Here is a 24,581-nt window from a genome sequence, read left to right on the forward strand (position 1 = left end):
TGTTTTGCTACACTTATCCCACACACTTTGCAGTGGGAAAAACTATGAGCGAAGACAAAGCACAAAAGGTCAAGGAAGCATGGTTCACGCTGTCGGGCGACGTCAACAGCGACATGGTGCACCGTGTGTTCGAGGCGGTGTCGATGATGACCGAGGACGGCATCGAGACGGCCCATGTCCTGGTGCAGTCGAACGGCGGCTACGTCAGCGATGGCCTGTGCCTGTACAACTTCCTGGCGAATTCGCCCATCAAGTTCGTCATGTACAACGGCGGGGCGGTGGCCTCGATCGCGGTCATCCTCTACCTGTCCGGCGACGAGCGCTATTGCAGCGAGACGGCGCGCTTCATGGTGCACAAGTCGCACGCGACGGCCTCGCCCGGCTCGCGGCCGGATGCGCTGAACATCATCGTCGAAGGCCTGCGCGCCGACGACGCGCGTACCGAGTCGATCCTGCGCAAATGCATCGAGCTGACGCCGGAGCAGTGGGCCATCCACCAGTACTCCGACCTGCACCTGAACTCGCGCGATGCCAAGACCGCGGGGCTGGTCAACGACATCCGGGACTTCCGTCCGCCCAAGGGCGGCATGCTGCGCAATATCTGATGCCGTAAAAAAGCCCATCGCGGCTGCGACGGGCTGGCGACAATCCTGGTCGTGGGCAGGCCGGGACTGCCGCGCGATCAGCGCTTCTTGTCGTTCTTGTGGCTTTGACGGCCGGCTTCGGCGTGCTGCTCCGGGGTGCCGCCGCGGGTACCGCCGCTACCGGCGCTGCCGCCCGAGCGCGAGCCCGAGCCGGAACCCGATTGCTTGCTGCCGCCCTGGCGGCCTGCTTCGGCGTGCTGCTGCGAGCTGCCGCCTTGCTTCGATTTACCTTGGGCCATGATCATTTCCTTTCAATGTGGGGAAAGTGTCTTGCATGCCGAGCTGTGGAGCCTTACCGCAGCATTTCCGGTCGAGCCATCATGCGTTTCGTATTGATGAACCGGTATCAGACCGCGGCGTGATCCAGTGTAGGACAGGCGCCGACGTTCTCAAGGCATTATTTTCGGCGTGTGGCGCCGAAACCTGCCGTTTGCCTGCATCAAGCCAGAACCCACCTTTTCTTATTGCCATGTGGAAATATTGTGGCACAATGGGATGATCGTGAATACCGCCCAGACACCCGCCCTCCGCAAGGCCGCCAGCGCGCAGCAGGCGACGCTGGACGAGCTCGTCTCCATCGCGGCCGGCCGTGCTGCCGACGGGCTTGCCGACATGGCGAAGCGCATGACGGCCGTGTTGCTGGACATGACCAGCGCCGGCAACGACCCGCAGACCGTGGGGCGGCGCATCCGTTCCGGCAATCTGCTGCAGGACAATGCCTACGCCTTCGTGCACCTGGCATCCACCGCTATCGAGCTGGCCCTGCGCAAGGAGGTGGCCCTGCTGGCGCCGGCGAGCAGGGCCGCGCCTGCGCCCCTGACGCTGAGCCTGGTGCCGATGGAGGAAATGGACAACCAGCTGGCCTTCGCCGCCATCAGCCGGCCTTTCGACATCCAGCAGTCGGAACGGCTGGCCAGCCTCGGCGTGCGCCTGGGCCTGCTGCTGGGGCGCGAGCTGGTGCGCGCCAGCCATAATCCCTTCCGCCCCGAAGTCTTCCTGCGCGCGCTGCAGGAGGCCTGGTGCGAGTTCGAGCCCGACGAGGCGGCGCACGCGCTGATCGTGCCGCTGCTGCGTACCGGGGTCGTGTTCGACTTCGCGCCCATCCTCGAAGCCCTTAACGACAGGCTCAAGCCGGCCCGTTTCCGGGAGGAGCGTTTCGCCAAGACCGACGACAGTGCCGCCGCCAGGGCCGCGCGGGCGCGCCGCGACGCGGCCGTGTCGCAGGGGTTGCGCCAGCTGTTCGGTGCGGCCGAGGCGGCTGCCGGCGCCGAGCTCGACATTCCCCTGATCCCCAATTTGCCGCAGGGCGGCGGCTGGCGCCCGAGTGCGGCGGCTGGCTTCGCCGGCGCCATGCCGCCCGGCTGCGGCCAGCCTGTGCCGGCGCATGCCGGCGCTCCGGCGCCTGCGCCAAGCGCAGCGGCGGCGCCGCTGATCGAGGTGCTGGAGAAGCTGGCCGGCGCCGTACCGGCGCCAGGTCCCCAGGCGGGGCCGGCTGCCGGCCCGCACGAGGTGTTCTACCTGCCGCGCCTGAAACAGAGCCTGCCCCGCGGCAGCCTGTCGCGCGGCGACGAGACCACGCTCGACCTGCTGTCGCGCATCTTCGAGACCGTCCTGCTCGACGAGTCGATCCCGCAGGAGACGCGCGAGCTGATCGCCTTCCTCCAGGTGCCGGTGCTGAAGGCGGCGCTGAAGGACCGCAGCTTCTTCTTCGAAGACGCGCACCCGGCGCGGCGCATGCTCGACCTGCTGTCGAACGCCGGCTGGGAACGGCCTGCCAGCGCCGACGACCCGGTCTACCGGGCGATGCAGCGCGGCGTCGACAAGGTGCGCCGGGAGGCGCAGCCCGACGCTTTCGCCGCCGCCGTGGCCGACCTGGAGGCCAGCATGGCCGAGCGCGAACAGCTGGAAGCGGCCGCGATCGCCGGCCCGATCGCCCAGGCGACCCGCCAGGAAAAACAGGCCGCCGCCGCCCGATCGGCAAACAAGGCGGTGTCGCTGCGCCTGGCCGGCGAACAGGTGGTGGCGCTGGTCGGCACTTTCCTGGAGCAGCGCTGGACCCCGGTCCTGACGCTCGCCTACACCATCGAGGATAGCAAGCCGGGCGCGGTGGACAATGCCACCCGCGCCATGGACGACCTGATCTGGAGCGTCAAGCCCAAGGCGACCCAGGAGCAGCGCAAGGCGCTCATCAAGCGCCTGCCGGCCCTGCTCACCACCCTCAACAAGTGGCTGGATGCCGTCAAGTGGCAGGATGCAGAGCGCCTGCAGTTCTTCGCCGCCCTGGCCGACTGCCACGCCACCATCGTGCGCGCCCCGATCGAGCTGTCGCCCGAGCGCCAGCTGGAGCTGGCGGTGGAGGCCGCCCAGCAGGACGCGCTGCGCCGCGTCGCCCGGGAACAGGCCGAGGCCGCCGAACAGGAAAGCGCCCTTGACCCCGCCGGCGCGCTGCTCGCCAGCCTGGAGCGCGGCATGCGGGTCGAGTTCAAGGGCGCGCTGGGCGTGCGCAAGGTCCGCCTGACCTGGGTCAGTCCGCTGCGCACGCTCTTCATCTTCTCCGGCGCCAACCGCCAGGAGGCCTTCTCGCTGCCGGCCGAGCGCCTGGCCGAGGCGTTCCGCACCGGCAGCATCCGCGTGCTGGCCGCCGAGGGTGTCGTCGGACGCGTGCTGGGCGAGGCGGTCGGGCAGGGCGCCATGAACGATCCGGGGCGCGAACCCGTCCCTGCGGCGCGGGCAGGCTGAGTTCCTCGGCATCCGGCAAGAAATTGCTGGGTTCGCAAGACTTCTTCTTGGCCGAAAAGCAATCAACAAATGGTATGATTGGATCTTTGACGACTCTCCAACCCTAGCCGAAGCAACGTGCGCCTTTCATCCATCAAATTGTCGGGATTTAAGTCTTTCGTCGATCCCACCAATTTCCAGGTGCCCGGCCAGCTCGTCGGCGTGGTCGGCCCCAACGGCTGCGGCAAGTCGAACATCATCGATGCCGTGCGCTGGGTGCTGGGCGAATCCAAGGCGTCCGAATTGCGCGGCGAGTCGATGCAGGACGTGATATTCAACGGCTCCACCTACCGCAAACCTGCCGGACGCGCCTCGGTCGAACTGGTGTTCGACAACAGCGCCGGCAAGGCGGCGGGGCAGTGGGGTCAGTATGCCGAGATCGCGGTCAAGCGCACCCTCACGCGCGACGGCACCTCCACCTACTATATCAACGGCCAGCCGGTACGGCGGCGCGACATCCAGGATATCTTCCTCGGCACCGGCCTGGGACCGCGCGCCTACGCCATCATCGGCCAGGGCATGATCGCCCGCATCATCGAGTCGCGCCCGGAAGAGCTGCGCGTCTTCCTCGAAGAGGCGGCCGGGGTGTCGAAGTACAAGGAACGCCGGCGCGAGACCGAGAACCGGCTGTCGGACACGCGCGAGAACCTGCTGCGGGTCGAGGACATCCTGCGCGAGCTGAACGCCAACTTGGAAAAGCTGGAAGCCCAGGCGGCGGTCGCCAACCGCTTCCACCAGTTGCAGCTTGAGCAGGAAGAAAAGCAGAAGCTGCTATGGCTGCTGCGCAAGAACGAAGCCAAGGCCGAGCAGGTCCGTTATTTCCGCGAGGTGGAAGAGGCGCAGACCGCGCTGGAAGCCCAGACCGCCAAGCTGCGCAACGTCGAGCTCGAGCTGGAGAACATGCGCCAGGCGCACTTCAGTATCGGCGACCGCCTGCACACGGCGCAGGGCGCCCTGTACCAGACCAATTCCGAGATCGGCAGCCTGGAAGCCCAGATCAAGTTCGTGGTCGAATCGCGCACCCGCCTGCAGAACCAGCTCGGCACCCTGGGTGCGCAGCGCGACCAGTGGCTGGCGCAGCGCCAGGAATACGAAGAGCAACTGGCGGAAGCCGAAATCACGCTGGAGGAACTCGGCGCGCGCGCCGAAGGGGCCCAGATCGCGGTGGAAAGCCATGGCGAGCGGGTGCCGGAACTGGAAGCCGCCTGGCGCCAGGCCCAGGAGCGGGCGAACGAATCGCGCGCCCGTATCATGCAGGTCCAGCAGCGCATCGAACTGGCCAGCGCCCACCAGCGCAATGCCGCCAACATCCTCACCAGCCTGGCCGCACGGCGCGAACGCCTGCAGCAGGAGCGCAACGGCCTGAACCTGCCGGACAGCGTCACCCTCGACAACCTGCGCCTGCAACTCGAAGAAAAGCAGCTGGCTCTGGAAGAGCAGACCATGTTGCTCGAGGAGGCATCGGGGCGCCAGGACGCCGTCGAGCAGGAGCGCAAGGACGCTCACGCGCAGGTCCAGCAGGAGTCCAGCGCAACGGCCCAGCTGGAAGCGCGCCTGGCCGCGCTGCGCCAGGTGCAGGATCGCGTGCAAACCCAGGGCAAGGTCCAGCCCTGGCTGGAGAAGCATGAACTCTCGGCGCTGCCGCGCCTGTGGCAGAAGCTCGACATCGAGGAAGGCTGGGAAACCGCGCTGGAAGCCGTGCTGCGCGAGCGTTCCGGGGCGCTGGAAGTGTCGAACCTGGATTGGGCCAAGGCCTTCTTCAGCGACGCGCCGCCGGCGCGCCTGGCCCTGTATTCGCCGGGCGTCGCCACGCCGGCGCCGGCCGCAGCGCTGCCCGCCGATACGCCGGGCCTGAAACCCTTCGCCAGCCTGCTGCGCCTGAACGACCCGGGCCTGCGCGGGGTGCTGAACGACTGGCTGCACCACGTCTACGTGGCCCAGGACGCCGCCGAGGCCTTTGCCGGGCGCGGCCGCCTGCCGCAGGGCGGCGCGTTCGTGACGCGCCAGGGCCATCTGGTCACGGCCTCCTCGGTGCGTTTCCATGCGCCGGATGCGGAGCAGGACGGCATGCTGGCGCGCCAGCACGAGATCGAGAACATCGGCAAGCAGCTGCGCGCCCAGGCCCTGCTGCTGGACGAAGCGAAGAGCCGCGCCACCCGCGCCGACGCGGCGGTCAGCGAGCTGACGCGCCGGCTAGGGGATGCGCGCCAGCGTTCCGGCACGCTGCAGCGCGAAGTGCACGCGCTGCAGATCGAGGTGCTCAAGCAAAGCGAGATCGAGGCGCGCTTCAACCAGCGCAGCGGCCAGATCGCCGCCGACCTGTCCGAGATCGCGGCCCAGGAGGCCGAGCAGCGGCAAGCGGCTGCGGAAGCCGAGCAGGAATTCGAGCAGCTCGACATGGAATTGGCCGAACTGCAGGGTAGCCATGAGGACGGCCAAACCGCCTTCATGGAAAAGGAGCAACTGCTCGCGGACGCGCGCCAGAAACTGCGCGACCTCGAACGCAGCGCCCAGGAAGCCCAGTTCGCCGAGCGCTCCCAACGCAGCAAGATCGAGGAACTGCGCCGCAATATCGCCACCGCATCCAGCCAGGCCGAGCAGGTCAGCGCCAGCCTGGGCGCCGGCCGGCTGGAACTGGAAGCGCTGGAGTCCGGCACCGCCCACGAGGGCTTGCAGGAATTGCTCGAGCGCCGCAGCACGCAGGAGCGCGCGCTGGCGGACGCCCGCCACGAGCTCGACCAGATCACCCAGCAGCTGCGCCAGCTCGAGGAAATGCGCATGGGGAACGAGCGCAGTCTGCAGCCGCAGCGCGACCGCATCACCGAGATGCAGCTGAAGGAGCAGGCCGCGCGCCTGAACCAGGAGCAGTTCGCCGAGGCGCTGGCCACCACCGGCGCGGTCGAAGCCGAGCTGGCGGAAAAGCTCACGCCCGACATGAAGCCGCAATACCTGCAGGGCGAGGTCACGCGCCTGACCAATGCCATCAGCGCCCTCGGGGCGGTGAACCTGGCGGCGGTGGACGAGCTGGCCCAGGCGACCGAGCGCAAGCGCTACCTCGACTCGCAGAACAACGACCTCTTGGCCGCCATCAATACGCTGGAAGACGCGATCCACCGCATCGACCGCGAGACTCGCGAGCTGCTGCAGGACACCTTCGACCGCGTCAACACCCATTTCTCGGAACTGTTCCCGATCCTGTTCGGCGGCGGCCAGGCCAGGCTGGTGATGACCGGCGACGAGATCCTGGATTCCGGCGTGCAGGTGATGGCCCAGCCGCCGGGCAAGAAGAACGCCACCATCCACTTGCTGTCGGGCGGGGAGAAGGCGCTCACCGCCACCGCGCTGGTGTTCTCGATGTTCCGCCTGAACCCGGCGCCGTTCTGCCTGCTCGACGAGGTCGACGCGCCGCTGGACGACGCCAATACCGAGCGCTTCTGCCGCATGGTGAAGCGCATGTCGGACCATACCCAATTCCTCTTCATCTCGCACAACAAGATCGCGATGGAGATGGCCAACCAACTGATCGGTGTGACGATGCAGGAGCAGGGCGTATCGCGCATCGTGGCGGTGGACATGGAGTCCGCCGCACATTTCGCAACTGAGGCACAAGCAGCATGACTGATTTCCAAATGAGCCTGATCGCGGCGGCCGGCGTGTTCGTCGGCGGTGTCGTCGTCTACAACAAGTGGCAGGAATACCGTGCCCGCAAAAGCGTCGAACGCGCGTTCACATCGGAGCATGACGATGTCCTGATGCGCAGCGGCGACAGCCCGCTCGAGGGCGCTGCGGCCGAACGCGGCCCGGTGGAGCGCCAGGAACCGGTGCTCGACCTCGGCGCCGAAACGCCGCTGGCGCCGCTGGACCTCGATCCGGGCGTGCCGCATGACAGCATCGCGCCGGTGGCGGCAGCTCCAGTCGAGCCTGCGCCGGCAAGCGGCCCGCGCACCCCGACCACGATCGCTTCGCTGGCCCCGGCCACGCCGCTCCCGGAAGGCACGCCGCCTGCGGAACTGGCCGAAAGCCTGGTCGACCCGCTGATCGATTGCATCATCCCGCTGAACTTCGAAGGCGCCCTGCGCGGCGACAAGATCCTGCCGGCGCTCTCGAAGCTGCGCCGCGTCGGCAACAAGCCGATCCACTACGTCGGCTTCGCCGTCAGCGGCGACTGGGAGCCGATCGTGCATGGCGGCGTCTACACCAAGTTGCAGGCCGGCGTGCAGATGGCCACCCGCACCACCGCCCTGAACGAAATCGAATACTCGGAACTCGTCACCCGCCTGCGCGCCGTGGCTGATGAAATCGGCGCCGAGCCGGAAGTGCCGGACATGATCGAGGTGATGAGCGAAGCGCGCACGCTGCACCGCTTCGTCGCCGGCCACGACGCCCAGCTGGGCGTGAACCTGGCCGCCAACGGCGCTCCGTGGGCGATCTCGACCCTGATCCAGGCGCTGGAAAAGCAGGGCTTCGACGTGCGCCCGGACGGCAAGTTCTCGATGCCCGACGGCCAGGGCGGCGTGCTGTTCACGCTGTCGACCAACGTCACCCTGGGCGCCGACACCACCAACCGCCTGACCCTGCTGCTGGACGTGCCCTGCGTCGCCCCGAGCCGCGACGGCTTCGGCGCCATGGTCAAGTGCGCCAAGGAGCTGACCCAGCGCCTGGACGCCACCATCGTCGACGACTTCGAGCAGCCGCTGCTCGATCCGGCACTGGAAGAGATCAAGGGACAGGTCGCCGAGTTCTACGAAGAGATGGACGCCTCCGACATCCCGGCCGGCTCCACCCGCGCACTGCGCCTGTTCGTCTGAGGCGAGCATGACGGTGCCACAGGAAGTCCTCGACCGGATGGCTTGGCTGGTCAAGGAGCTGAACCGCCACATCTACAACTACCACGTGCTCGATGCGCCGACCATCCCGGACGCCGAGTACGACCGCCTGTTCAAGGAACTGCAAGACCTGGAAAGCGCGCATCCCCAGGCGGTGAGCAACGACTCGCCGACCTCGCGCGTGGGCGCCGCGCCGATCCCCGAGTTCAAGCAGGTGACGCACTCGGTGCCGATGCTCTCGCTGAACAACGGTTTCATGGACGAAGACGTCGAGAACTTCGACCGCCGCGTGCGCGAAGGCCTGGAAGCGAAGCAGGTGGGCTATTCGGCCGAACTGAAGTTCGACGGCCTGGCGATCAGCCTGCGCTACGAGAACGGCGTGTTCGTGCAGGCCGCCACCCGCGGCGACGGCTACACCGGCGAGGACGTGACGGCCAATATCCGCACCGTCAGGGTCATTCCGCTGCGCCTGCATGGCGACGATGTCCCTGCCGTGCTGGAAGTGCGCGGCGAAGTGCTGATGTTCAAGGACGATTTCAATCGCTTGAACGGGCGCCAGCGCGACGCCGGACACAAGGAATTCGCCAACCCGCGCAACGCGGCCGCGGGCAGCCTGCGCCAGCTGGACGCGCGCATCACGGCACAGCGCAAGTTGCGCTTCTTCGCCTACGGCATCGGCTTCTTGGCGGGCGCCGAGCTGCCGGAATCGCATTCGGCGGTGCTCGACTGGTTCGACCGCCTCGGCCTGCCGGTGTCGAAAGAGCGCGCGGTGGTCACCGGTTGCGAAGGCCTGCTCGGCTACTACCGCAGCATCGGCGAACGCCGCGCCGGCCTGCCGTATGAGATCGACGGCGTGGTGTACAAGGTCGACCGCGTGGCCGACCAGGCCCAGCTCGGCTTCGTGTCGCGCGCGCCGCGCTTCGCGCTGGCCCACAAGTTCCCGGCCGAGGAAGCGCTGACCGAGGTGTCGGCGATCGACGTGCAGGTCGGCCGTACCGGCGCCATCACGCCGGTGGCGCGCCTGGTTCCCGTCTCGGTGGGCGGGGTGACCGTCACCAACGCCACCCTGCACAACGAGGACGAGGTGCTGCGCAAGGACGTGCGCGTGGGCGACACCGTGATCGTGCGCCGCGCCGGCGACGTCATTCCCGAAGTGCTGTCCGTGGTGCTGGAGCGCCGTCCAAGCCCGGAGCCGCTGCCTTACAAGCTGCCGGACACCTGCCCGGTGTGCGGCTCGCACGTGGTGCGCGAAGAAGGCGAGGCGGTGGCGCGCTGCTCGGGCGGGCTGACCTGCGCCGCGCAGCGCAAGGAAGCCATCCGGCATTTTGCGGGCCGGCGCATGATGGACATCGAAGGCCTGGGCGACCGCTACATCGACAGCCTGGTCGAATGCAGCCTGATCCACGGCGTGGCGGACCTGTACAAGCTCACGCTTGACGACCTGCTCAAGATGAAACGCCTGGCCGACGAGCGCGACGGCACGACACCGGAGACCGTCAAGCAGGGCAAGGTCGCCACCAAGTGGGCCGACAACCTGCTCGCTGCCATCGCGGCCAGCAAGAATCCGCCATTGGAACGCCTGCTGTTCGCGCTCGGCATCCGCCACGTGGGCGAGTCGACCGCCAAGACCCTGGCCGACTGGCTGGGACGCTTCGAGCTGGTGCGCCAGGCTCCGGCGGCGCTGCTGCGCGTGCTGCCCGACATCGGCGGCACCGTGGCCGAAGCGATTGCCGAGTTCTTTGCGGAAGAAAAGAACCAGCGCGAGATCGACGCGCTCCTCGCAGCCGGCGTGGCGCCGCGGGGCGAGCATCCGCCGCGCGCGCAGCTGCGCGAGAAGCTGGAAGAGGTCAACCTGCTGGCGGCGCTGGGTATCCCGAAACTGACCGAGCCGCGTGCGCGCCAGTTGCTTGCCGCCGGCCAGACCCTGGAGTCGCTGGCGCACCTGAACGTGTTCGGCGTGTTCGGCCTGCCGGCAACGGTCGCCGCCGCGCTCGAGGAATGGATGGCGCAGCCGGGCCATCGCGAGCAGCTCGCCGCACTGGCCCGGCTGCGCGCCGAACTGCTGGCCCAGCTGCCGGAACAGGCCGCCGCCGAGGGCATCCTTGCCGGCAAGACCTTCGTGCTGACCGGGACCTTGCCGACCATGAGCCGCGAGGCTGCGGGCGCCCTGATCGAGGCGGCCGGCGGCAAGGTGTCGGGCTCGGTATCGAAGAAGACTTCCTACGTCGTGGCCGGCGCCGAGGCGGGCAGCAAGCTCGCCAAGGCGGAAGAACTCGGTGTTTCCATCCTTGACGAAGCAGGCCTGCTAGCGCTGCTCAATTCTTGAAAGAGTAAAAAAACATGAGCCTGATTCGCAAAGCCGTCTTCCCGGTCGCCGGCCTCGGCAGCCGCTTCCTTCCCGCCACCAAGGCGCAGCCGAAGGAGATGCTGCCGATCGTGGACAAACCGCTGATCCAGTACGCCGTGGAAGAAGCCGTGGCGGCGGGCATCACCGAACTGGTCTTCATCACCGGCCGCAACAAGCGCGCGATCGAGGACCACTTCGACAAGGCCTACGAGCTCGAGTCGGTGCTGGAAGCGGCCGGCAAGGAAGCCCTGCTCGAGACGGTGCGCGGGGTCATCCCGAAGAACGTCAACTGCATCTACATCCGCCAGTCGGCGCCGCTGGGCCTGGGCCATGCGGTCCTGTGCGCCCGCCCGGTGGTGGGCAACGAGCCCTTCGCCGTGCTGCTGGCGGACGACTTCATGGATACCGATGCCGGCAAGAAACCGGTGCTGGCCCAGATGACCGACCTGTATGCCTACGAGCGCTCCAGCATCCTGGCGGTGCAGGACGTCCCGCGCGAGAACACGCGCCAGTACGGCATCGTCAGCGCATCGAGCTACCGCCCGAACCTTGAGCTGGTGTCGGACATCGTCGAGAAGCCGGCTCCGGAACTGGCGCCGTCGACGCTGGCGGTGGTCGGCCGTTACGTGCTGTCGGGCTCGATCTTCGACTACCTCGAGAACCTCGGCACCGGCGCCGGCGGCGAGATCCAGCTGACCGACGGCATCGCCGCGCTGATGCAGGCCGAGCGCGTGCTGGCCTACCGCTACGACGGCCAGCGCTACGACTGCGGCTCCAAGCTCGGCTACCTGGAAGCGACCACCGCGATCGGCCTGAAGCATCCGGAAACCGCCGCCGGCTTCCGCGCCCACCTCGCGGCGCTGTGCGACCAGGACAAGCTGCGGTGAGCGTGCGCCCCATCCTGCGCATGGGTGACCCGCGCCTGCTGCGCGCGGCCGAACCCGTGCGCGAATTCGACACGCCCGAGCTGCACGCCCTGGTCCTTGACATGTTCGAGACCATGCACGCCGCCAATGGCGCAGGCCTGGCGGCGCCGCAGATCGGCGTCAACCTGCAGCTGGTGATCTATGGCTTCGGGAAGAACGGGCGCTATCCGGATGCCGCGCCGGTGCCGGAGACGGTCCTGATCAATCCCGTCCTCACGCCCTTGTCCGAAGAAATGGAAGAGGGCTTCGAGGGCTGCCTGTCGGTGCCCGGCCTGCGCGGCAGCGTACCGCGCCATACGAAGCTGCATTACGAAGGCTTCGACCAGTACGGCAAGCCGATTCGCCGCGACGCCGAAGGCTTCCATGCGCGCGTGGTGCAGCACGAGGTGGACCACCTGCACGGCATCCTGTACCCGATGCGGATCCGCGACTTCTCCCGCTTCGGCTTCACCGACGTGATGTTCCCCGACCTCGATCCGAAGGCCGACGACTGATGCGTGTCCTCTTTCTTTCCCTGCTGGCGCTGGCGGCGCCCCTGGCCCAGGCCGATGATCTGTTGACGAAGATCGACACGGCGCCCAGGAGCGAATTCTGGCTCGACACCGGCTTTGCCACCGCCCACTTCGACAGCGACAAGGACCTGAACGGCGCCAACAAGGGCCTCGGCGCCGAGTACCGCTTCAATGGCGCCACGGCCGCCACGCTCGGGCGCTTCTACAACAGCGACCGCCGATGGTCGAATTATGCGGGGGTGATCTGGCAGCCGTATGCGCTGGGGCCAGTGCGCCTCGGGCTGGCGATCGCGGCCTTCGACGGCTATCCGAACATGCGCGACGGCGGCTGGTTCCCGGCGGCGATTCCGACGCTGACCTACGAGTACCAGCGGGTGGGCCTCAACGTCGGCATTATCCCGTCGTACAAGGATCGGCTGTATGGCGGGGTGTCGTTCCAGCTCAAGTTCAAGCTGTTGTAGGGGGCGGGAAAAGAGTCCACTGGACTCTTTTCCCCCGCCCACCCTACGATAATTACAACTCCTTGGGGTAAGGGCTCTTGCCCCCATCCGCAATGAAGGCATCGATGCGCTGCTGCAGCACCGGCAGCGGCACCGACCCCAGCTGCAGCACCGTATCGTGGAAGTTCCGGATGTCGAACTTCGCCCCCAGCGCCTTCTCGGCCCGCGCCCGCGCCTCCTGGATCGCCATCTGTCCCAGGTAATAGGACAGCGCCTGGCCCGGCCAGGAGATGTAGCGGTCCACTTCGGTCTCGACTTCGTGCCTGGCCAGCGCCGTGTTCTCCATCAGGTAAGCCTGGGCCTGCTCGCGGGTCCAGCCCTTGGCGTGGATGCCGGTATCGACCACCAGGCGCGAGGCGCGCCAGGCCTGGTAGCTCAGCATGCCGAAATGTTCGTAGGGCGTCTCGTAGATGCCCATCTCCACGCCCAGGCGTTCCGAATACAGGGCCCAGCCTTCGCCGAAGGCCGAGATGTAGGCGCGGCGGAAGTTCGGCACGCCTTTCTGTTCCAGCGCCACCGGCATCTGGAAGGCGTGGCCGGGCGCCGATTCGTGCAGGGTCAGCGCCGGCAGGCTGTAGAGCGCGCGCGCCGGCAGGTTGTAGGTATTGACCCAGTACGAGCCGGCGCCGCCTCGGCCGGCGGTGTAGAAGGGCGCCTGGTCGTCCGGCACCGGCAGGATCGCGAAGCGGCGGCGCGGCAGGTAGCCGAAATACTGGTCGGCCTTGGCGTCGAACTTCTTGGCAGTCCAGGCCGCGTGCATCAGCAGTTCCTTGGGCGTCTTCGCGTAGAACTGCGGGTCGGTGCGCAGGAAAGCCAGGAAGGCCGGCAGGTCGCCCTTGAAGTCCACCTTTTTCATGGTCTCGTGCATTTCGGCGCGGATCTTCGCCATCTCGGCCAGGCCGACGGCGTGGATCTGGTCCGCCGTCATGCTCGTGGTGGTGAATTCGACGATCTTCGACTGGTAGTAGGCTTTCCCGCCGGGCATGCTTTCGGCGGCCAGCGTGGTCCGGGCCTTCGGCAGGTATTCGGTGCGGAAAAAGGCCAGCACTTTCGCATACGCCGGCTGGACCTGCTCGCGGATCACGCTTGCTGCCTGGGCGCGCAGCGCCTCCTGCTCGGCTGCCGGCACGGCGGCCGGGAAGTTCTTGAACGGCGTGAAGAAGACCGTTTCTTCCGGGGTCTTGGCCTCGGCGATCGGCACCAGCGCCACGTCGCGGCCCTTCAGCGTGACCTGCGGCGGCGTGAAGCCGCGCGCCAGGCCGGCGCGCATGTTGGCGGTCTCCTGCTCGAAATAATCGGGCAGGGCGGCCAGCTGTTTCAGGTAGTTGCGGTAGTCCTCGAGCGTCTTGAAGGGACGGCGCGCGCCGAAGGTGACGTTGGTCCAGAACGCGCTGTCGGCGTTGACCGGCTGTTCGTACTCGCGGAAGCGCAGCGCGTCGGCCAGCGCCGCAATCTGGGCCCGGTAGACGGCGAAGTTGATGCGCTCATCCGGCGACAGCTCGGCCGGCTTGATACTGTCGAGTTCCTTCAGGATGCCTTCCCAGTAGCGGCGCCGCGCTTCTTGCGCAGCAGCATCGACACGCGCGATGCTCGCGCTGACGCCACGCTCGTCCTCGGCACGGGCGAGCCGTTCCGTGACGCGCCATTTCCACTCTTTCGTGTAGATTGTCTTGAAGCGCGCATCGGCGCTCGTTGCGGCCTGCGCCGGCGACATCGCCACGGCCAGTACGACACAGGCCGTCGACAGGACGGCACCCAATTTTTTTTCCATCGTTCACCCGCTAATGATGAGCAGCATTGCTCGGCGAGGGCTATTCTATAGCGGGCTTGGGCCGAATTGACACTACTGAACATGTTTCTCGACGAACCCAGGCGATTTTTCCAGTTTGCTAGAGCGACACGCTATAATGTCCAATGCACCGGGGCATCCGTTCATTCGTCCCCGCTGCGGGCCAGCGCCAGCCCATCAGACCTACGCAACCACCAGCGGCATTCATTGTTCAACGACGAAGACATGACGAATAGTACGGGCGCACCGGACCCATCCGCTGGGAGCAGAGCCTTGCTGCTGCCCTGGCGGCGGATCGCCCAGCATCTCTGCCCACTGATTGGGGAAAGTGGCTTTTGCGCCCTGTTTGGCCGTGCCGTCCATGTGATCGGCCCCGACCATGCATGGCTCGCGCCCCAGCACCCCTGCAGGGCGCCGGAACAGCTCTTTACCTCCCTGGAGGAACGCATGGTCCTGGTCGACGCAGAACGCGCCGCCGCGGCCAACGAGGCCTTGCTCCAGACTTTTACCCAGTTACTTGCCGCACTAATCGGAGAGAGGCTGACCCAGCGACTGCTGGAATCCGCCACGGCCACTACGGACACGGCGTCGGGCCAGCAGAAGAATGCACAGGAGCAGAAATAAATGAGCGACAAAGTAAGCTTGGGAAAATTGGCCACCGGCGTGCCGGGCCTCGATGTACTCCTGGGCGGTGGGCTGAACGAGTTTTCCTTCAACCTGATCACCGGAGCGCCCGGCTGCGGCAAGACGACGCTGGCACACCAGATCATGTTCGCCCTCGCGAATCCCGAGCACCGCGCCCTGTTCTTCACCGTGCTGGGCGAGCCGCCGCTGAAGATGCTGCGCTACCAGCAGCAATATTCGTTCTTCGATACCGACAAGGTCAATACCTCGATCCGCTACGTCAACCTGGCCGCCGACCTGCGCGCAGGCGACTTCAGCGGCGTCCTTGAGCGCATCACCCAGGAGGTCGAGGATTTCGCGCCCAGCCTGGTGTTCGTGGATTCCTTCCGCTCCGTGATCCAGACCGGCAAGGGCGGCATCGAGGGCATGAGCGACCTGCAGTTCTTCGTCCAGGAACTCGGCACCCGCATGACCAGCTGGATGGCCACCACCTTCCTGATCGGCGAATACCAGCACAACGAGGTCGAAGCCAACCCGATCACGACCGTCGCCGACGGCATGATCGCCATGAGCCAGCAGCACGATCGCAATGCCGTGGTGCGCAAGATCCGCATCGTCAAGATGCGCGGCCAGGCCCACATGTCGGGTTCGCATACTTTCCGCATCACCGATGACGGCGTGCGCATCTATCCGCGCCTGCTGCCGCCGCTGGCGGACGACCGCGAACCGGGCGTGCCGGTGGACCGCGAGCCGCGCCGCATCCCGACCGGCACGCCGGGCCTGGACGAGATGCTGCACGGCGGCCTGCCCCAGGGCCATTCGATGCTGGCGATCGGCCCGACCGGCTGCGGCAAGACCATCATGGGGTCGAAGTTCCTGCGCGCCGGCGTCGACCTGGGCGAGAAGGGCGTGATCATGTGCTTCGAGAAGGGCACGGCGCGCCTGCGCAACGCCGAACTTGCCGGCATGATCCAGTCCGGCCAGGTCGCCGTGGTGGAGAGCCGCCAGATCGACATGACGGCCGAGGAGTTCGAGGACGACCTGCTGGCCGCGATCGAGCGTACCGGTGCGCGCCGGGTCGTGATCGATTCGCTGTCGGAATTCAGCCTCTACCTGGCGCCGGAATGCCGGCGCGACCTGCGCGAGGGCGTGTTCCGTATCCTCAGCAGCCTGGCCAAGCGAGGCGTGTCCTCGCTGGTGACAGTGGGCCTGGACGACCGCTCGGTCGACATGAATCACGCGCGCGCCGACATGGCCTACCTGACCGACGCGATCGTGGCCATGCGCTACGCCGAAGAAGACGGGCACGTGAAGCGCTTCATTTCCATTGTCAAGGTGCGGGGTTCCAGCCACAGCCACGATTTGCGCGAATACTGGATCACGGACGACGGGATCGAGATCGACCCGATCCCCGCGCAGGTCAACGGTGTGCTGTACGGGCGCGTCGGCGGCGTGAAGTCCGACGAATGAGACACCATCATGGGGACGTTTAATGAATCCAATGCCGGCTCTGAACAACGTTCCCTGATGGGCGATGACAATCTTTCCTTTGGCGGGCTGCTGCGCGAGCAGGAACTGCAGCAACGCATCGCCGTCCTCGAAGCCGAGCTCTCGCAGGCCCGCGTGCTGGCGCGCGAGCACACCCTGCTCGAAGCCCAGGTCGAGCAGCTGCGCGAAGCCAACCAGCACCTGGTCATGGCCACCGTCAGCGCCCAGTCGCTGCGCGACCTGGCCGAAGCCACCAACCGGCGCCAGACCGAATTCCTCGCCATGCTGGCGCACGAGCTGCGCAATCCGCTGGCGCCGCTGAGCATGGCGGCCAGCCTGATGGGAAGCGTCGGTGGATCCTCGCCCCAGCTGGCCCACGTCGCCGGCGTGGTCAGGCGCCAGGTCGACCACATGGCGCGCCTGCTCGACGACCTGCTCGACGCCGCGCGCATCAGCAGCGGCAAGATCACCCTGTCGGTGCGCCCGATGGCGCTGGCCGGCGCCATCGACCAGGCGGTTGAAACGGTGGCGCCGCGCATCCGCGACCGCGGCCAGCGCCTCGATGTCGAGCTGCCCGACGAGGTGCTCACCATCGACGGCGACCCGGTACGCCTGACCCAGGTGTTCGCCAACCTGCTCGGCAATGCGTCCAAGTACACGAGCGACGGCGGCCACATCGTGCTGCGCGCCTGGCGCGCGGACGAGGAAGTGGTGGTCGCGGTGAGCGACAACGGTTCCGGGATCGCCCCCGAGATGCTGCCCCAGGTCTTCAACCTGTTCATCCAGGGGCCGCGTTCGCTGGCCCGCTCGGAGGGCGGCCTCGGTATCGGCCTGAACGTGGTGCGCAACCTGGTCGGCATGCATGGCGGAAGCGTCACGGCCGACAGCGCCGGCGAAGGGAAGGGCAGCAACTTCACGGTCCGCCTGCCGCTGTCCAGCGCGGCTGCGCCGGTGGTGGAGATGCCGGCCGAGCCGAGCGCCGCGGACGGCGCCTGCCGCATCCTGCTCATCGAAGACAACGTGGATGCCTGCGATACCCTGCGCACGCTGCTCGAACTGGCCGGCCATGAAGTCGCCGTCGCCTATGAGGGCCGCGCCGGCCTGGAGGCAGCGCAGGCACGCCGCTACGACATCCTGATCTGCGACATCGGCCTGCCGGGCATGGATGGCCTGGAAATCATGGCGCAGCTGCGCCGTGAACCGCCGCACGGGCGCGCCCCGTTTGCGATCGCCCTGTCCGGCTACGGCCAGGGCGAGGACCGCGAGCGTGCATTCGGCGCGGGTTTCGACCGCTACCTGGTCAAGCCGGCCGCGCCCGACGTGCTGCTCGAGCTGGTCGGCGAGGCGCGCGAGATTCGCGTGGCCTGAGCCTGCCTTAGCGGCCGAGCACGCGCGCCAGGCGCCCGATCGCTTCCTCGATGCGCTCCAGGCGCGTCGCGTACGAGAAGCGCACGTGCCTTGCCGGCGCGGCAAAACCGAAATCATCCCCCGGTACGATCGCCACATGCGCGTCGCGCAGCACCGACCAGGCAAAGGCGGTGCTGTCGCCGGCATGCGCATGCGGCAGGGCCGCGATGTCGGCATACACGTAGAAGGCGCCGTCCGGCATCACCGGCACCCCGAAGCCGAGCTCGCGCAGGACCGGCACCAGGAAATCGCGGCGGCGCTGGAATTCGCGGCGGCGCTCCTCAAAGATGGCGAGCGCTTCATGGGTGAAGCAGGCCAGGGCGGCCTGCTGGGCCACGGTCGGGGCGCAGATGAACAGGTTCTGCGCCAGCTTTTCGAAGGTCGCCACCAGGCTTTCGGGCACCACCAGCCAGCCGAGGCGCCAGCCGGTCATGCTGAAGTATTTCGAGAAGCTGTTGACGGTGATGACGTTCGGGTCGAAGGCGAGGGCGCTGACCGGCTTGTGGTCGTAGGACAGGCCCTGGTAGATCTCGTCGATGATGGCGAAGCCGCCGCGTGCGCGGACGGCGGCCAGCATGCCGCGCAGCTGTTCCGGCGTCATCGAGGTGCCGGTCGGGTTCGAGGGCGAGGCGACCAGCACGCCGCGCGTGCGTTCGTTCCAGTGTCCTTCGACGTGGGCGGCACTCAGCTGGTAGCGCTCTTCGCTGCCCGCCGGCACCAGCACCGGCTTGCCGCCGAAGCTTGATACGAAATGGCGGTTGCAGGGATAGCAGGGGTCCGGCATCAGGACCTCGTCGCCATCGGCCACCAGGGCGGCGCAGGCCAGCAGCAGGCCGGCCGAGGCGCCGGCGGTGATGACGATGCGGCGCGGGTCGATGTCGAGCCCGTGGGTGGCGGCGTAATGGCCGGAGATCGCCTCGCGCAGCTCGCGCAGGCCGAGCGAATCGGTGTATTGGGTGACGCCGCCCTTGATGGCTTCCATGGCCGCATGGGCGACGATGTCCGGGGCGGTGAAATCGGGCTCGCCGACGCTCATGCTGATGACGTCGATGCCGCTGCGCTTCATTTCGCCGGCGGCCTTGACCATTTCCATGACGCGGAAGGGTTCGATGGCGTGGACGCGCTGGGCGACCTGGAGGGCGCGCAGGGCCTGGGTGTCGGTGGGGGAAGTGGTAGACATGCCGGAATCCGTAAAATCTGATCCGCAATGATACCGTAGGGTGGGCGGGTTTCCCGCCCACGCGTTCAAACCGAGCTGGATCGGCCTGAACACGTACTTTACTGTTAACTATCACCGCGTGGGCGGCAGAGCCGCCCACCCTACAGGCCCGTGGTAAGTCAGGATCACTGGTGCGCGTGATGCGTCGCCGTCAGCCTGCGCATCAGCGGCAGCGCCGCCAGCGCAATCAGCGTGCAGCCGATCGCCGCGATGCCCAGCTTGTTGAACAGCCCGGTGTAGACCGGCAGCGTCTGCAGCGGATCGGTCATGCCCTGCGGCACCGCGGCCAGGTTCGCCACCACGCCGCCCAGGTACTGCGAAATGCCGACGGCGACGAAATAGGCGCCCATCATGAAGCCGCCCATGCGCGCCGGCACGTAGCGGGCGATCATGGCCAGGCCCAGGCCGCTCACCAGGAGCTCGCCCAGCGAGTACAGGCCGTAGCCGGCGATCATGATCCACGACGAGGTCAGGCCGTTCACGGCAAACGCGCCGGCCACGCCGTAGGTGAAGAAGCCGGCTGCCACCACGGCGAAGCCGAGCGCGAACTTGGCGGCGATCGACAGGTCCTTGCCGCTGTTGCCGGCGCGGGTGTAGAGCAGGGCCAGCACCGGGCTCAGGACCATGATCCAGATCGCGTTGAGCGCCTGGAACTGGGCCGGCGACCAGGTCCACAGGTGGGCGCCGAACACGGTGAACTCAAGGTCGACGTTACGCAGGGCGAACAGCGACAGCGAGGTCGACATCTGCTGGTAGAAGATGAAGAAGAACACGGTCTGCAAGGTCAATACCAGGGCCGCGATCAGGCCGGCGCGCTCGTTCGGCTGGCTGCTGCGGATCAGGTGGACGAAGATGCCGAGCACGACGAAGCCGGCCACGTACACGAAGGCGCGCGCCAGGTCGCGGTACTCGAGGATGACGGCCGAGGCGGCGACGGCCACCACGCCGCCCGCCAGCACCGCCAGCAGGCGGTTCACGCGCAGCGGCTCCGCGTCCGGCGGCGAGCCGATGTGGCCGATGGTCTTGCGCAGCAGGCCGACCGTCAACAGGCCGACCGTCAGGCCGACGCTGCACACCGCGAAGGCCACGTGCCAGCCCAGGTTGCCGCCGTAGGCCGCGTTGACGTAGTCCTTGATCCAGGGCGTGGCCAGCATCGAGAAGGTCGAGCCGACGTTCACCGCCATGTAATAGATGGTGAAGGCGCTGTCGATCTTGGAATCGTCGCCCTCGTAGATCTTGCGCACCAGGTTGGCGGTATTGGGCTTAAACAGGCCGTTGCCGACCACGATCACGCCCAGCGCGGAAAAGGTCATCCAGGTGTTGGTGGTCGGCACCGCCATCAGGGCGTAGCCGAGGGTGAGGATGAGCGCGCCCAGGATCATGCAGCGCCGCGTGCCCAGCACCTTGTCGCCGATCCAGCCGCCGATGGCCGGGGCCACGTAGATCAGGGCGGCGGCCGCGCCCCAGACCAGGTTGGCGCGGCTGTCCTCGAAGCCGAGCCGCTGCACCATGAAATACACGATCAGCGCCTGCATGCCGTAGTAGCCGAAGCGCTCCCACAGTTCGATCAGCGCGATCGTGAGGAAGGAGCGGGTCTGGCTCACGGGGTGGGCCGCTTGTGGCGGCATGTCGTTCTTCATGTCTCTCCCTTGTAAGGACGGGCGGCGGAAATGCCGGCACGGATCGGGCGATGCTACGCCAGGCGCATGGAAGATGCAATCTTGACAGGCGTTGCTGCCAATGCGATAACATGGCGTTTTGCCTGGCTCAAACGAGCCGGCGTTATTCGCGCGAGGTATATGTATGAAGCGTCTTCCCGTCCTGTGGTGCGCCGCTGCGGCGCTGGCCTGGAGCGGCGTGGCAAGCGCCGCTCCCGCGGCGATGCCGGTGGCCGACCACCACCAGTATGTCTACAGCCCGGCGGCAGCGGCCTTCATGTCGGCCACCAGCGCCATGCATCCGGTGTCGGCGCAGGACCTGATCCCGCAGCTCGATGCGGCCGGCATCGAACGCGCCGCCGTGCTGTCGGTCGCCTATGTCTACGGACAGCCGGCGCGCTCGCTCGCGGAAGAGTATGCGCGGGTGCGCGCCGAGAACGACTGGGCCGCGCGCCAGGCCGCCGAATATCCCGAGCGCCTGGTGGCGCTGTGCAGCGTGGACCCGCTCAGGGACTATGCGCTGGCCGAACTGGCGCGCTGCGCCGCCAGCCCGGAGTTCGGGCGCGGCATCAAGCTGCAGCCGGCTTCAGGCGGCGCCCTGCTGGACGACCCGCATCAGGTCGAGCGCTTGCGCCGCGTGTTCCGCTCGGCCAATGCGCGCGGCATGGCGATCGTCCTGCAGCTGCAGGAGACCGGCGTGCCCGAGGCGCGCCTGCTGCTCGAGCAGCTGTTGCCGCATGCGCCCGACGTTCCGGTCCAGGTGGCGTATACGGGCGACAAACCCGGGGCGCGCAACGCTTCCGCGCAGCTGGCCGCGCTGGCGGTGCTGGCCGATGCCGCTGCGCGCCGGGATCCGCGCATGCGCCACGTCTGGGTCGACGTCACGGCCTTCGCCCGCCCCGGCCTGACGGCCGCCGACGCGCGCCGCCTGGTGCGGCGCCTGCGCCAGGTCGGCATGGAGCGGGTGCTGTACGGCTCCGACACCGAGATCGGCACGGACGTGCGTCCGCGCGATGCCTGGGCGGCCTTCCGCAGCCTGCCGCTCACCGATGCCGAAGCGGCGCGGGTGGCGAACAACGTGATGTCCTACCTGCGCTAGGAACCTATCCCAGTAGGGATTGAGTCGTTGTTGGCGCGCCTGACAAGCGGGTGCTGTGTAGCATGGCATCCCATGCCATGCTACCTCGTCGTTGCATGGCTCGCCATGCGGCCTCCTCACGCCTTGCCCGCGCTTGCCATGCATCGCCACCAACTTCCTCCTCCCTGCTGGGATAGGTTCTAAGCGGGATTCGCCGACGCGGCTGTAATTTAATTACATTGCCACTTTTTCAGCAGGCGAATTTCTGTCATGCTCTCGGTTGCAACCAACGACAACAACCGAGACCCCATGACGAAAACCACGATCGCCCGGCTTCTCCTGTGCGTGATGGCCAGCCCTGTCGCTCACGCACAGAATGCCGAGCGCCAGCTGCAAGGCCATACCCTCAACCAGAACACGCTGGAGCTGGCCACCAGTGACGGCCGCTACCTGATCAAGCCCTACTCGGCCCATGTAGTCGAGACTACATTTATCCCGAAGGGCCAGCAGCACGACCCGGCCTCGCACGCGGTAGTGCTGCCGCCCGCCGGCATCCAGGCCAGCCTCAAGGCCGAAGCGAACCGGATCGAATTCGCCACCCCGGGAATCACGGTCGTGGTCGACCGCAAGCCCTTCCGCATCAGCTACCTGTACCAGGGCAAGCCGCTGGTGGCGGAGAAGGGCGGTTACGCCAAGGGCGACAAGTTCGAGACCATCGAGTTCGCGCTGGACGACGGCGAGGCCCTGTACGGCGCCGGCGCGCGCGCGGTCGGGATGAACCGCCGCGGCAACCGCTTCCAGCTCTACAACAAGGCCGACTACGGCTACGGCAAGACGTCGACACTGCTCAACTACACGATCCCGGTCGCGCTGTCCTCGAAAAAATATGCGATCCACTTCGACAACCCGCAGGTCGGCTTCCTCGACTTCGACAGCCGCAAGGACGGCACGCTGCGCTACGAAGTGATCGGCGGCCGCAAGACCTACCAGGTGGTGGCCGGCGACAGCTGGGCGGACGTCATGGCCAACTATACGAGCCTGACCGGACGCCAGCCGCTGCCGCCGCGCTGGGCCTTCGGCAACTTCGCGAGCCGCTTCGGCTACAAGAGCGAGGCCGAGACCCGCGCCGTGGTCGACCGTTTCGCCGCCGAGAAGATCCCGCTCGACGCCGTCGTGCTCGACCTGTACTGGTTCGGCAAGGAGGTCAAGGGCACGATGGGCAACCTGGCCTGGGACCGCGACACCTTCCCGACCGCCGAGAAGATGATGGCCGACTTCGACAAGAAGGGCGTGAAGACCATCGTCATCACCGAGCCTTTCGTCCTGACGACCTCGTCGCGCTGGCAGGCAGCGGTGCAGCACAAGGTGCTGGCGCTTGATTCCGCCGGCAAGCCGGCCACCTACGACTTCTACTTCGGGAACACCGGCCTGGTCGACCTGTACACCCAGCAGGGCCGCGACTGGTTCTGGAACATCTACAAGGAGCTCAAGAACGGCGGCGTGGGCGGCTGGTGGGGCGACCTGGGCGAGCCGGAAGTGCACCCGTCCTGGGTGCGGCACGGTGGCGGAAAGACGGCCGACCAGGTCCACAACGTCTACGGACACGACTGGGCGCGCCTGATCGCGGAAGGCTACCGGAAGGACTTCCCGAACGAGCGTCCCTTCATCCTGATGCGCGCCGGCTACTCGGGCTCGCAGCGCTTCGGCATGATCCCGTGGTCGGGCGACGTCAGCCGCGGCTGGGGCGGCCTGCAATCGCAGATGGAGATCTCGCTCCAGATGGGCATGCAGGGCCTGGGCTACATGCACTCGGACCTGGGCGGTTTTGCGGGCCCGGTGCTGGACGACGAACTGTACGTGCGCTGGCTGCAGTACGGCGTGTTCCAGCCGATCTTCCGCCCGCACGCGCAGTCCGACGTGGCGCCGGAACCGGTGTTCCGCTCCGAGCGCACCAAGGTGCTGGCGCGCGAAGCGGTCTGGCTGCGCTATGCCATGCTGCCGTATAACTACACGCTCGGTTTCGAGAACAGCCAGACCGGCATGCCCTTGATGCGCCCGGTGCTGTTCGAGGAAGACGAGGCGACCACGATGTCCTCGACCTATCTGTGGGGCCGTGACTTCCTGGTGGCGCCGATCGTGGAGCCGGGCGCCACCCGCAAGGAAGTGCACTTCCCGGTCAAGGACAGTGTCTGGTTCGATTTCCACACCGGCGAGAAGCACCGGGGCGGCATCCTTGAAGTGGTCAAGCCCGAAGAGGCGCACATCCCGGTGTACGTGCGCGCCGGCGCCTTCATCCCGATGGCGAAGGTCGTGCAGACCACGCGCGACTACTCGACGCGCCACATCGACCTGCACTACTACCATGACGCCAGCGTCGCCAGCGGCGAGGGCAGGATGTACGATGACGACGGCGAAACAGCCGATGCCTACGCCAAGGGCAAGTACGAGATCGTGCGCTTCGCCAGCAGCTATGCGAACGGCAAGCTCGAGATCGGCCTGCAGACCGAGACCGGCAAGGCGCTGCTGCCTGCCGAGCGCGGTTTCGCGCTCAAGGTGCACAACGTGGAGAAGAAGCCGCGTGCGGTGACGGTGGACGGTCGTGCCGCGGCCTTCACCTGGAACAGCCGCCACAAGTTGCTGGAAGTGCCGCTGGCGGCGCGCAAGCAGCCGGCAAGCAAGGTGGCGATTACGCTCTGATCCCGGCCACCACCCTCAAGACCGTCGCTCCGGCGCAGGCCGGAGCCTAAGTTTGTTCGCGATTCGCTAGCGTAGATTGGGTACCCGC

The 24,581-nt window shown here is 67.1% G+C and carries 17 protein-coding genes; 13 read left to right on the top strand and 4 right to left on the bottom strand.

What is annotated here, in order from left to right:
• Window positions 1-44: 44 nt before the first annotated feature.
• The gene (locus tag B2R83_RS14430; protein ID WP_027865338.1) at window positions 45-605 is read left to right on the top strand and encodes an ATP-dependent Clp protease proteolytic subunit; all 561 of its coding nucleotides are present in this window, start codon (window positions 45-47) and stop codon (window positions 603-605) included.
• A 77-nt stretch (window positions 606-682) separates the two neighbouring features.
• Here B2R83_RS14430 and B2R83_RS14435 read toward each other — a convergent pair whose 3' ends face one another.
• Window positions 683-883 carry a hypothetical protein gene (locus tag B2R83_RS14435; protein ID WP_036207070.1) on the bottom strand — a complete coding sequence of 67 codons (201 nt, stop codon included), beginning with the start codon at window positions 881-883 and terminating at the stop codon, window positions 683-685.
• Window positions 884-1,139: 256 nt separating this feature from the next.
• Between B2R83_RS14435 and B2R83_RS14440 the strand changes: the two genes are divergently transcribed.
• The 7 genes from B2R83_RS14440 to B2R83_RS14470 all read left to right on the top strand — a co-directional run bounded on the left by B2R83_RS14440 (window position 1,140) and on the right by B2R83_RS14470 (window position 12,494).
• Window positions 1,140-3,383 (top strand): DUF1631 family protein, encoded by a 2,244-nt coding sequence (locus B2R83_RS14440; protein ID WP_292042564.1) that lies wholly within the window; start codon window positions 1,140-1,142, stop codon window positions 3,381-3,383.
• A gap of 117 nt (window positions 3,384-3,500) precedes the next feature.
• Entirely contained in the window at window positions 3,501-7,040 is a 3,540-nt protein-coding gene (gene smc / locus B2R83_RS14445) for a chromosome segregation protein SMC (protein ID WP_292042567.1), read from the top strand.
• On the top strand, window positions 7,037-8,230 hold the full coding sequence (locus tag B2R83_RS14450; protein WP_292042572.1) for a cell division protein ZipA C-terminal FtsZ-binding domain-containing protein: 1,194 nt from the start codon (window positions 7,037-7,039) through the stop codon (window positions 8,228-8,230). Before smc ends, B2R83_RS14450 begins: the two co-directional genes overlap by 4 nt.
• A 7-nt stretch (window positions 8,231-8,237) precedes the next feature.
• Window positions 8,238-10,574: an NAD-dependent DNA ligase LigA gene (gene ligA, locus B2R83_RS14455; protein WP_292042574.1), complete on the top strand. Its 2,337-nt coding sequence runs from the start codon at window positions 8,238-8,240 to the stop codon at window positions 10,572-10,574.
• 14 nt (window positions 10,575-10,588) lie between these two features.
• Window positions 10,589-11,482, top strand: coding sequence for a UTP--glucose-1-phosphate uridylyltransferase GalU (gene galU, locus B2R83_RS14460; RefSeq protein WP_292042577.1), 894 nt, complete (start codon window positions 10,589-10,591; stop codon window positions 11,480-11,482).
• Window positions 11,479-12,015 (top strand): peptide deformylase, encoded by a 537-nt coding sequence (gene def / locus B2R83_RS14465; RefSeq protein WP_292042580.1) that lies wholly within the window; start codon window positions 11,479-11,481, stop codon window positions 12,013-12,015. Before galU ends, def begins: the two co-directional genes overlap by 4 nt.
• Window positions 12,015-12,494, top strand: coding sequence for a hypothetical protein (locus B2R83_RS14470; RefSeq protein WP_292042583.1), 480 nt, complete (start codon window positions 12,015-12,017; stop codon window positions 12,492-12,494). The genes def and B2R83_RS14470 overlap by 1 nt, the downstream gene beginning before the upstream one ends.
• Before the next feature lie 52 nt (window positions 12,495-12,546).
• Here B2R83_RS14470 and B2R83_RS14475 read toward each other — a convergent pair whose 3' ends face one another.
• Window positions 12,547-14,292, bottom strand: a complete 1,746-nt coding sequence (locus B2R83_RS14475) for a DUF885 domain-containing protein (protein WP_292042585.1) — start codon at window positions 14,290-14,292, stop codon at window positions 12,547-12,549.
• A 303-nt stretch (window positions 14,293-14,595) separates the two neighbouring features.
• On the opposite strand from B2R83_RS14475, the gene B2R83_RS14480 reads away from it, so the two are divergent.
• The 3 genes from B2R83_RS14480 to B2R83_RS14490 are packed head-to-tail and all read left to right on the top strand — an operon-like array spanning window position 14,596 to window position 17,802.
• Entirely contained in the window at window positions 14,596-14,946 is a 351-nt protein-coding gene (locus B2R83_RS14480) for a hypothetical protein (protein WP_292042588.1), read from the top strand.
• On the top strand, window positions 14,947-16,416 hold the full coding sequence (locus B2R83_RS14485) for an ATPase domain-containing protein (protein ID WP_292042590.1): 1,470 nt from the start codon (window positions 14,947-14,949) through the stop codon (window positions 16,414-16,416).
• A 57-nt stretch (window positions 16,417-16,473) separates the two neighbouring features.
• Complete coding sequence (locus tag B2R83_RS14490; protein WP_292042592.1) at window positions 16,474-17,802, top strand: hybrid sensor histidine kinase/response regulator; 1,329 nt, start codon at window positions 16,474-16,476, stop codon at window positions 17,800-17,802.
• 7 nt (window positions 17,803-17,809) lie between these two features.
• On the opposite strand, the gene B2R83_RS14495 is transcribed toward B2R83_RS14490, so the two are convergent.
• Window positions 17,810-19,021, bottom strand: coding sequence for a pyridoxal phosphate-dependent aminotransferase (locus B2R83_RS14495; protein ID WP_292042594.1), 1,212 nt, complete (start codon window positions 19,019-19,021; stop codon window positions 17,810-17,812).
• Between the two features lie 164 nt (window positions 19,022-19,185).
• Window positions 19,186-20,700, bottom strand: a complete 1,515-nt coding sequence (locus B2R83_RS14500; protein ID WP_292042596.1) for a peptide MFS transporter — start codon at window positions 20,698-20,700, stop codon at window positions 19,186-19,188.
• Between the two features lie 163 nt (window positions 20,701-20,863).
• Here B2R83_RS14500 and B2R83_RS14505 point away from each other — a divergent pair, with 163 nt between their 5' ends.
• Complete coding sequence (locus tag B2R83_RS14505) at window positions 20,864-21,817, top strand: amidohydrolase family protein (protein ID WP_292042600.1); 954 nt, start codon at window positions 20,864-20,866, stop codon at window positions 21,815-21,817.
• 288 nt (window positions 21,818-22,105) lie between these two features.
• A complete protein-coding gene (locus B2R83_RS14510) occupies window positions 22,106-24,493 on the top strand; it encodes a TIM-barrel domain-containing protein (RefSeq protein WP_292042603.1) in 2,388 nt (795 codons plus the stop codon).
• Window positions 24,494-24,581: the final 88 nt, after the last annotated feature.

Origin of the sequence: Massilia sp. UBA6681 (assembly GCF_002454935.1) — a bacterium.
In the GTDB taxonomy this organism is placed as follows: Bacteria; Pseudomonadota; Gammaproteobacteria; order Burkholderiales; family Burkholderiaceae_D; genus Telluria; species Telluria varians.

Coding starts and splice junctions, on each gene's coding strand:
- B2R83_RS14430 (WP_027865338.1), top strand. CDS start 45: ATGAGCGAAGACAAAGCACAAAAGGTCAAGGAAGCATGGTTCACGCTG.
- B2R83_RS14435 (WP_036207070.1), bottom strand. CDS start 883: ATGGCCCAAGGTAAATCGAAGCAAGGCGGCAGCTCGCAGCAGCACGCC.
- B2R83_RS14440 (WP_292042564.1), top strand. CDS start 1,140: ATGATCGTGAATACCGCCCAGACACCCGCCCTCCGCAAGGCCGCCAGC.
- B2R83_RS14450 (WP_292042572.1), top strand. CDS start 7,037: ATGACTGATTTCCAAATGAGCCTGATCGCGGCGGCCGGCGTGTTCGTC.
- ligA (WP_292042574.1), top strand. CDS start 8,238: ATGACGGTGCCACAGGAAGTCCTCGACCGGATGGCTTGGCTGGTCAAG.
- galU (WP_292042577.1), top strand. CDS start 10,589: ATGAGCCTGATTCGCAAAGCCGTCTTCCCGGTCGCCGGCCTCGGCAGC.
- B2R83_RS14470 (WP_292042583.1), top strand. CDS start 12,015: ATGCGTGTCCTCTTTCTTTCCCTGCTGGCGCTGGCGGCGCCCCTGGCC.
- B2R83_RS14485 (WP_292042590.1), top strand. CDS start 14,947: ATGAGCGACAAAGTAAGCTTGGGAAAATTGGCCACCGGCGTGCCGGGC.
- B2R83_RS14490 (WP_292042592.1), top strand. CDS start 16,474: ATGGGCGATGACAATCTTTCCTTTGGCGGGCTGCTGCGCGAGCAGGAA.
- B2R83_RS14495 (WP_292042594.1), bottom strand. CDS start 19,021: ATGTCTACCACTTCCCCCACCGACACCCAGGCCCTGCGCGCCCTCCAG.
- B2R83_RS14500 (WP_292042596.1), bottom strand. CDS start 20,700: ATGAAGAACGACATGCCGCCACAAGCGGCCCACCCCGTGAGCCAGACC.
- B2R83_RS14505 (WP_292042600.1), top strand. CDS start 20,864: ATGAAGCGTCTTCCCGTCCTGTGGTGCGCCGCTGCGGCGCTGGCCTGG.
- B2R83_RS14510 (WP_292042603.1), top strand. CDS start 22,106: ATGACGAAAACCACGATCGCCCGGCTTCTCCTGTGCGTGATGGCCAGC.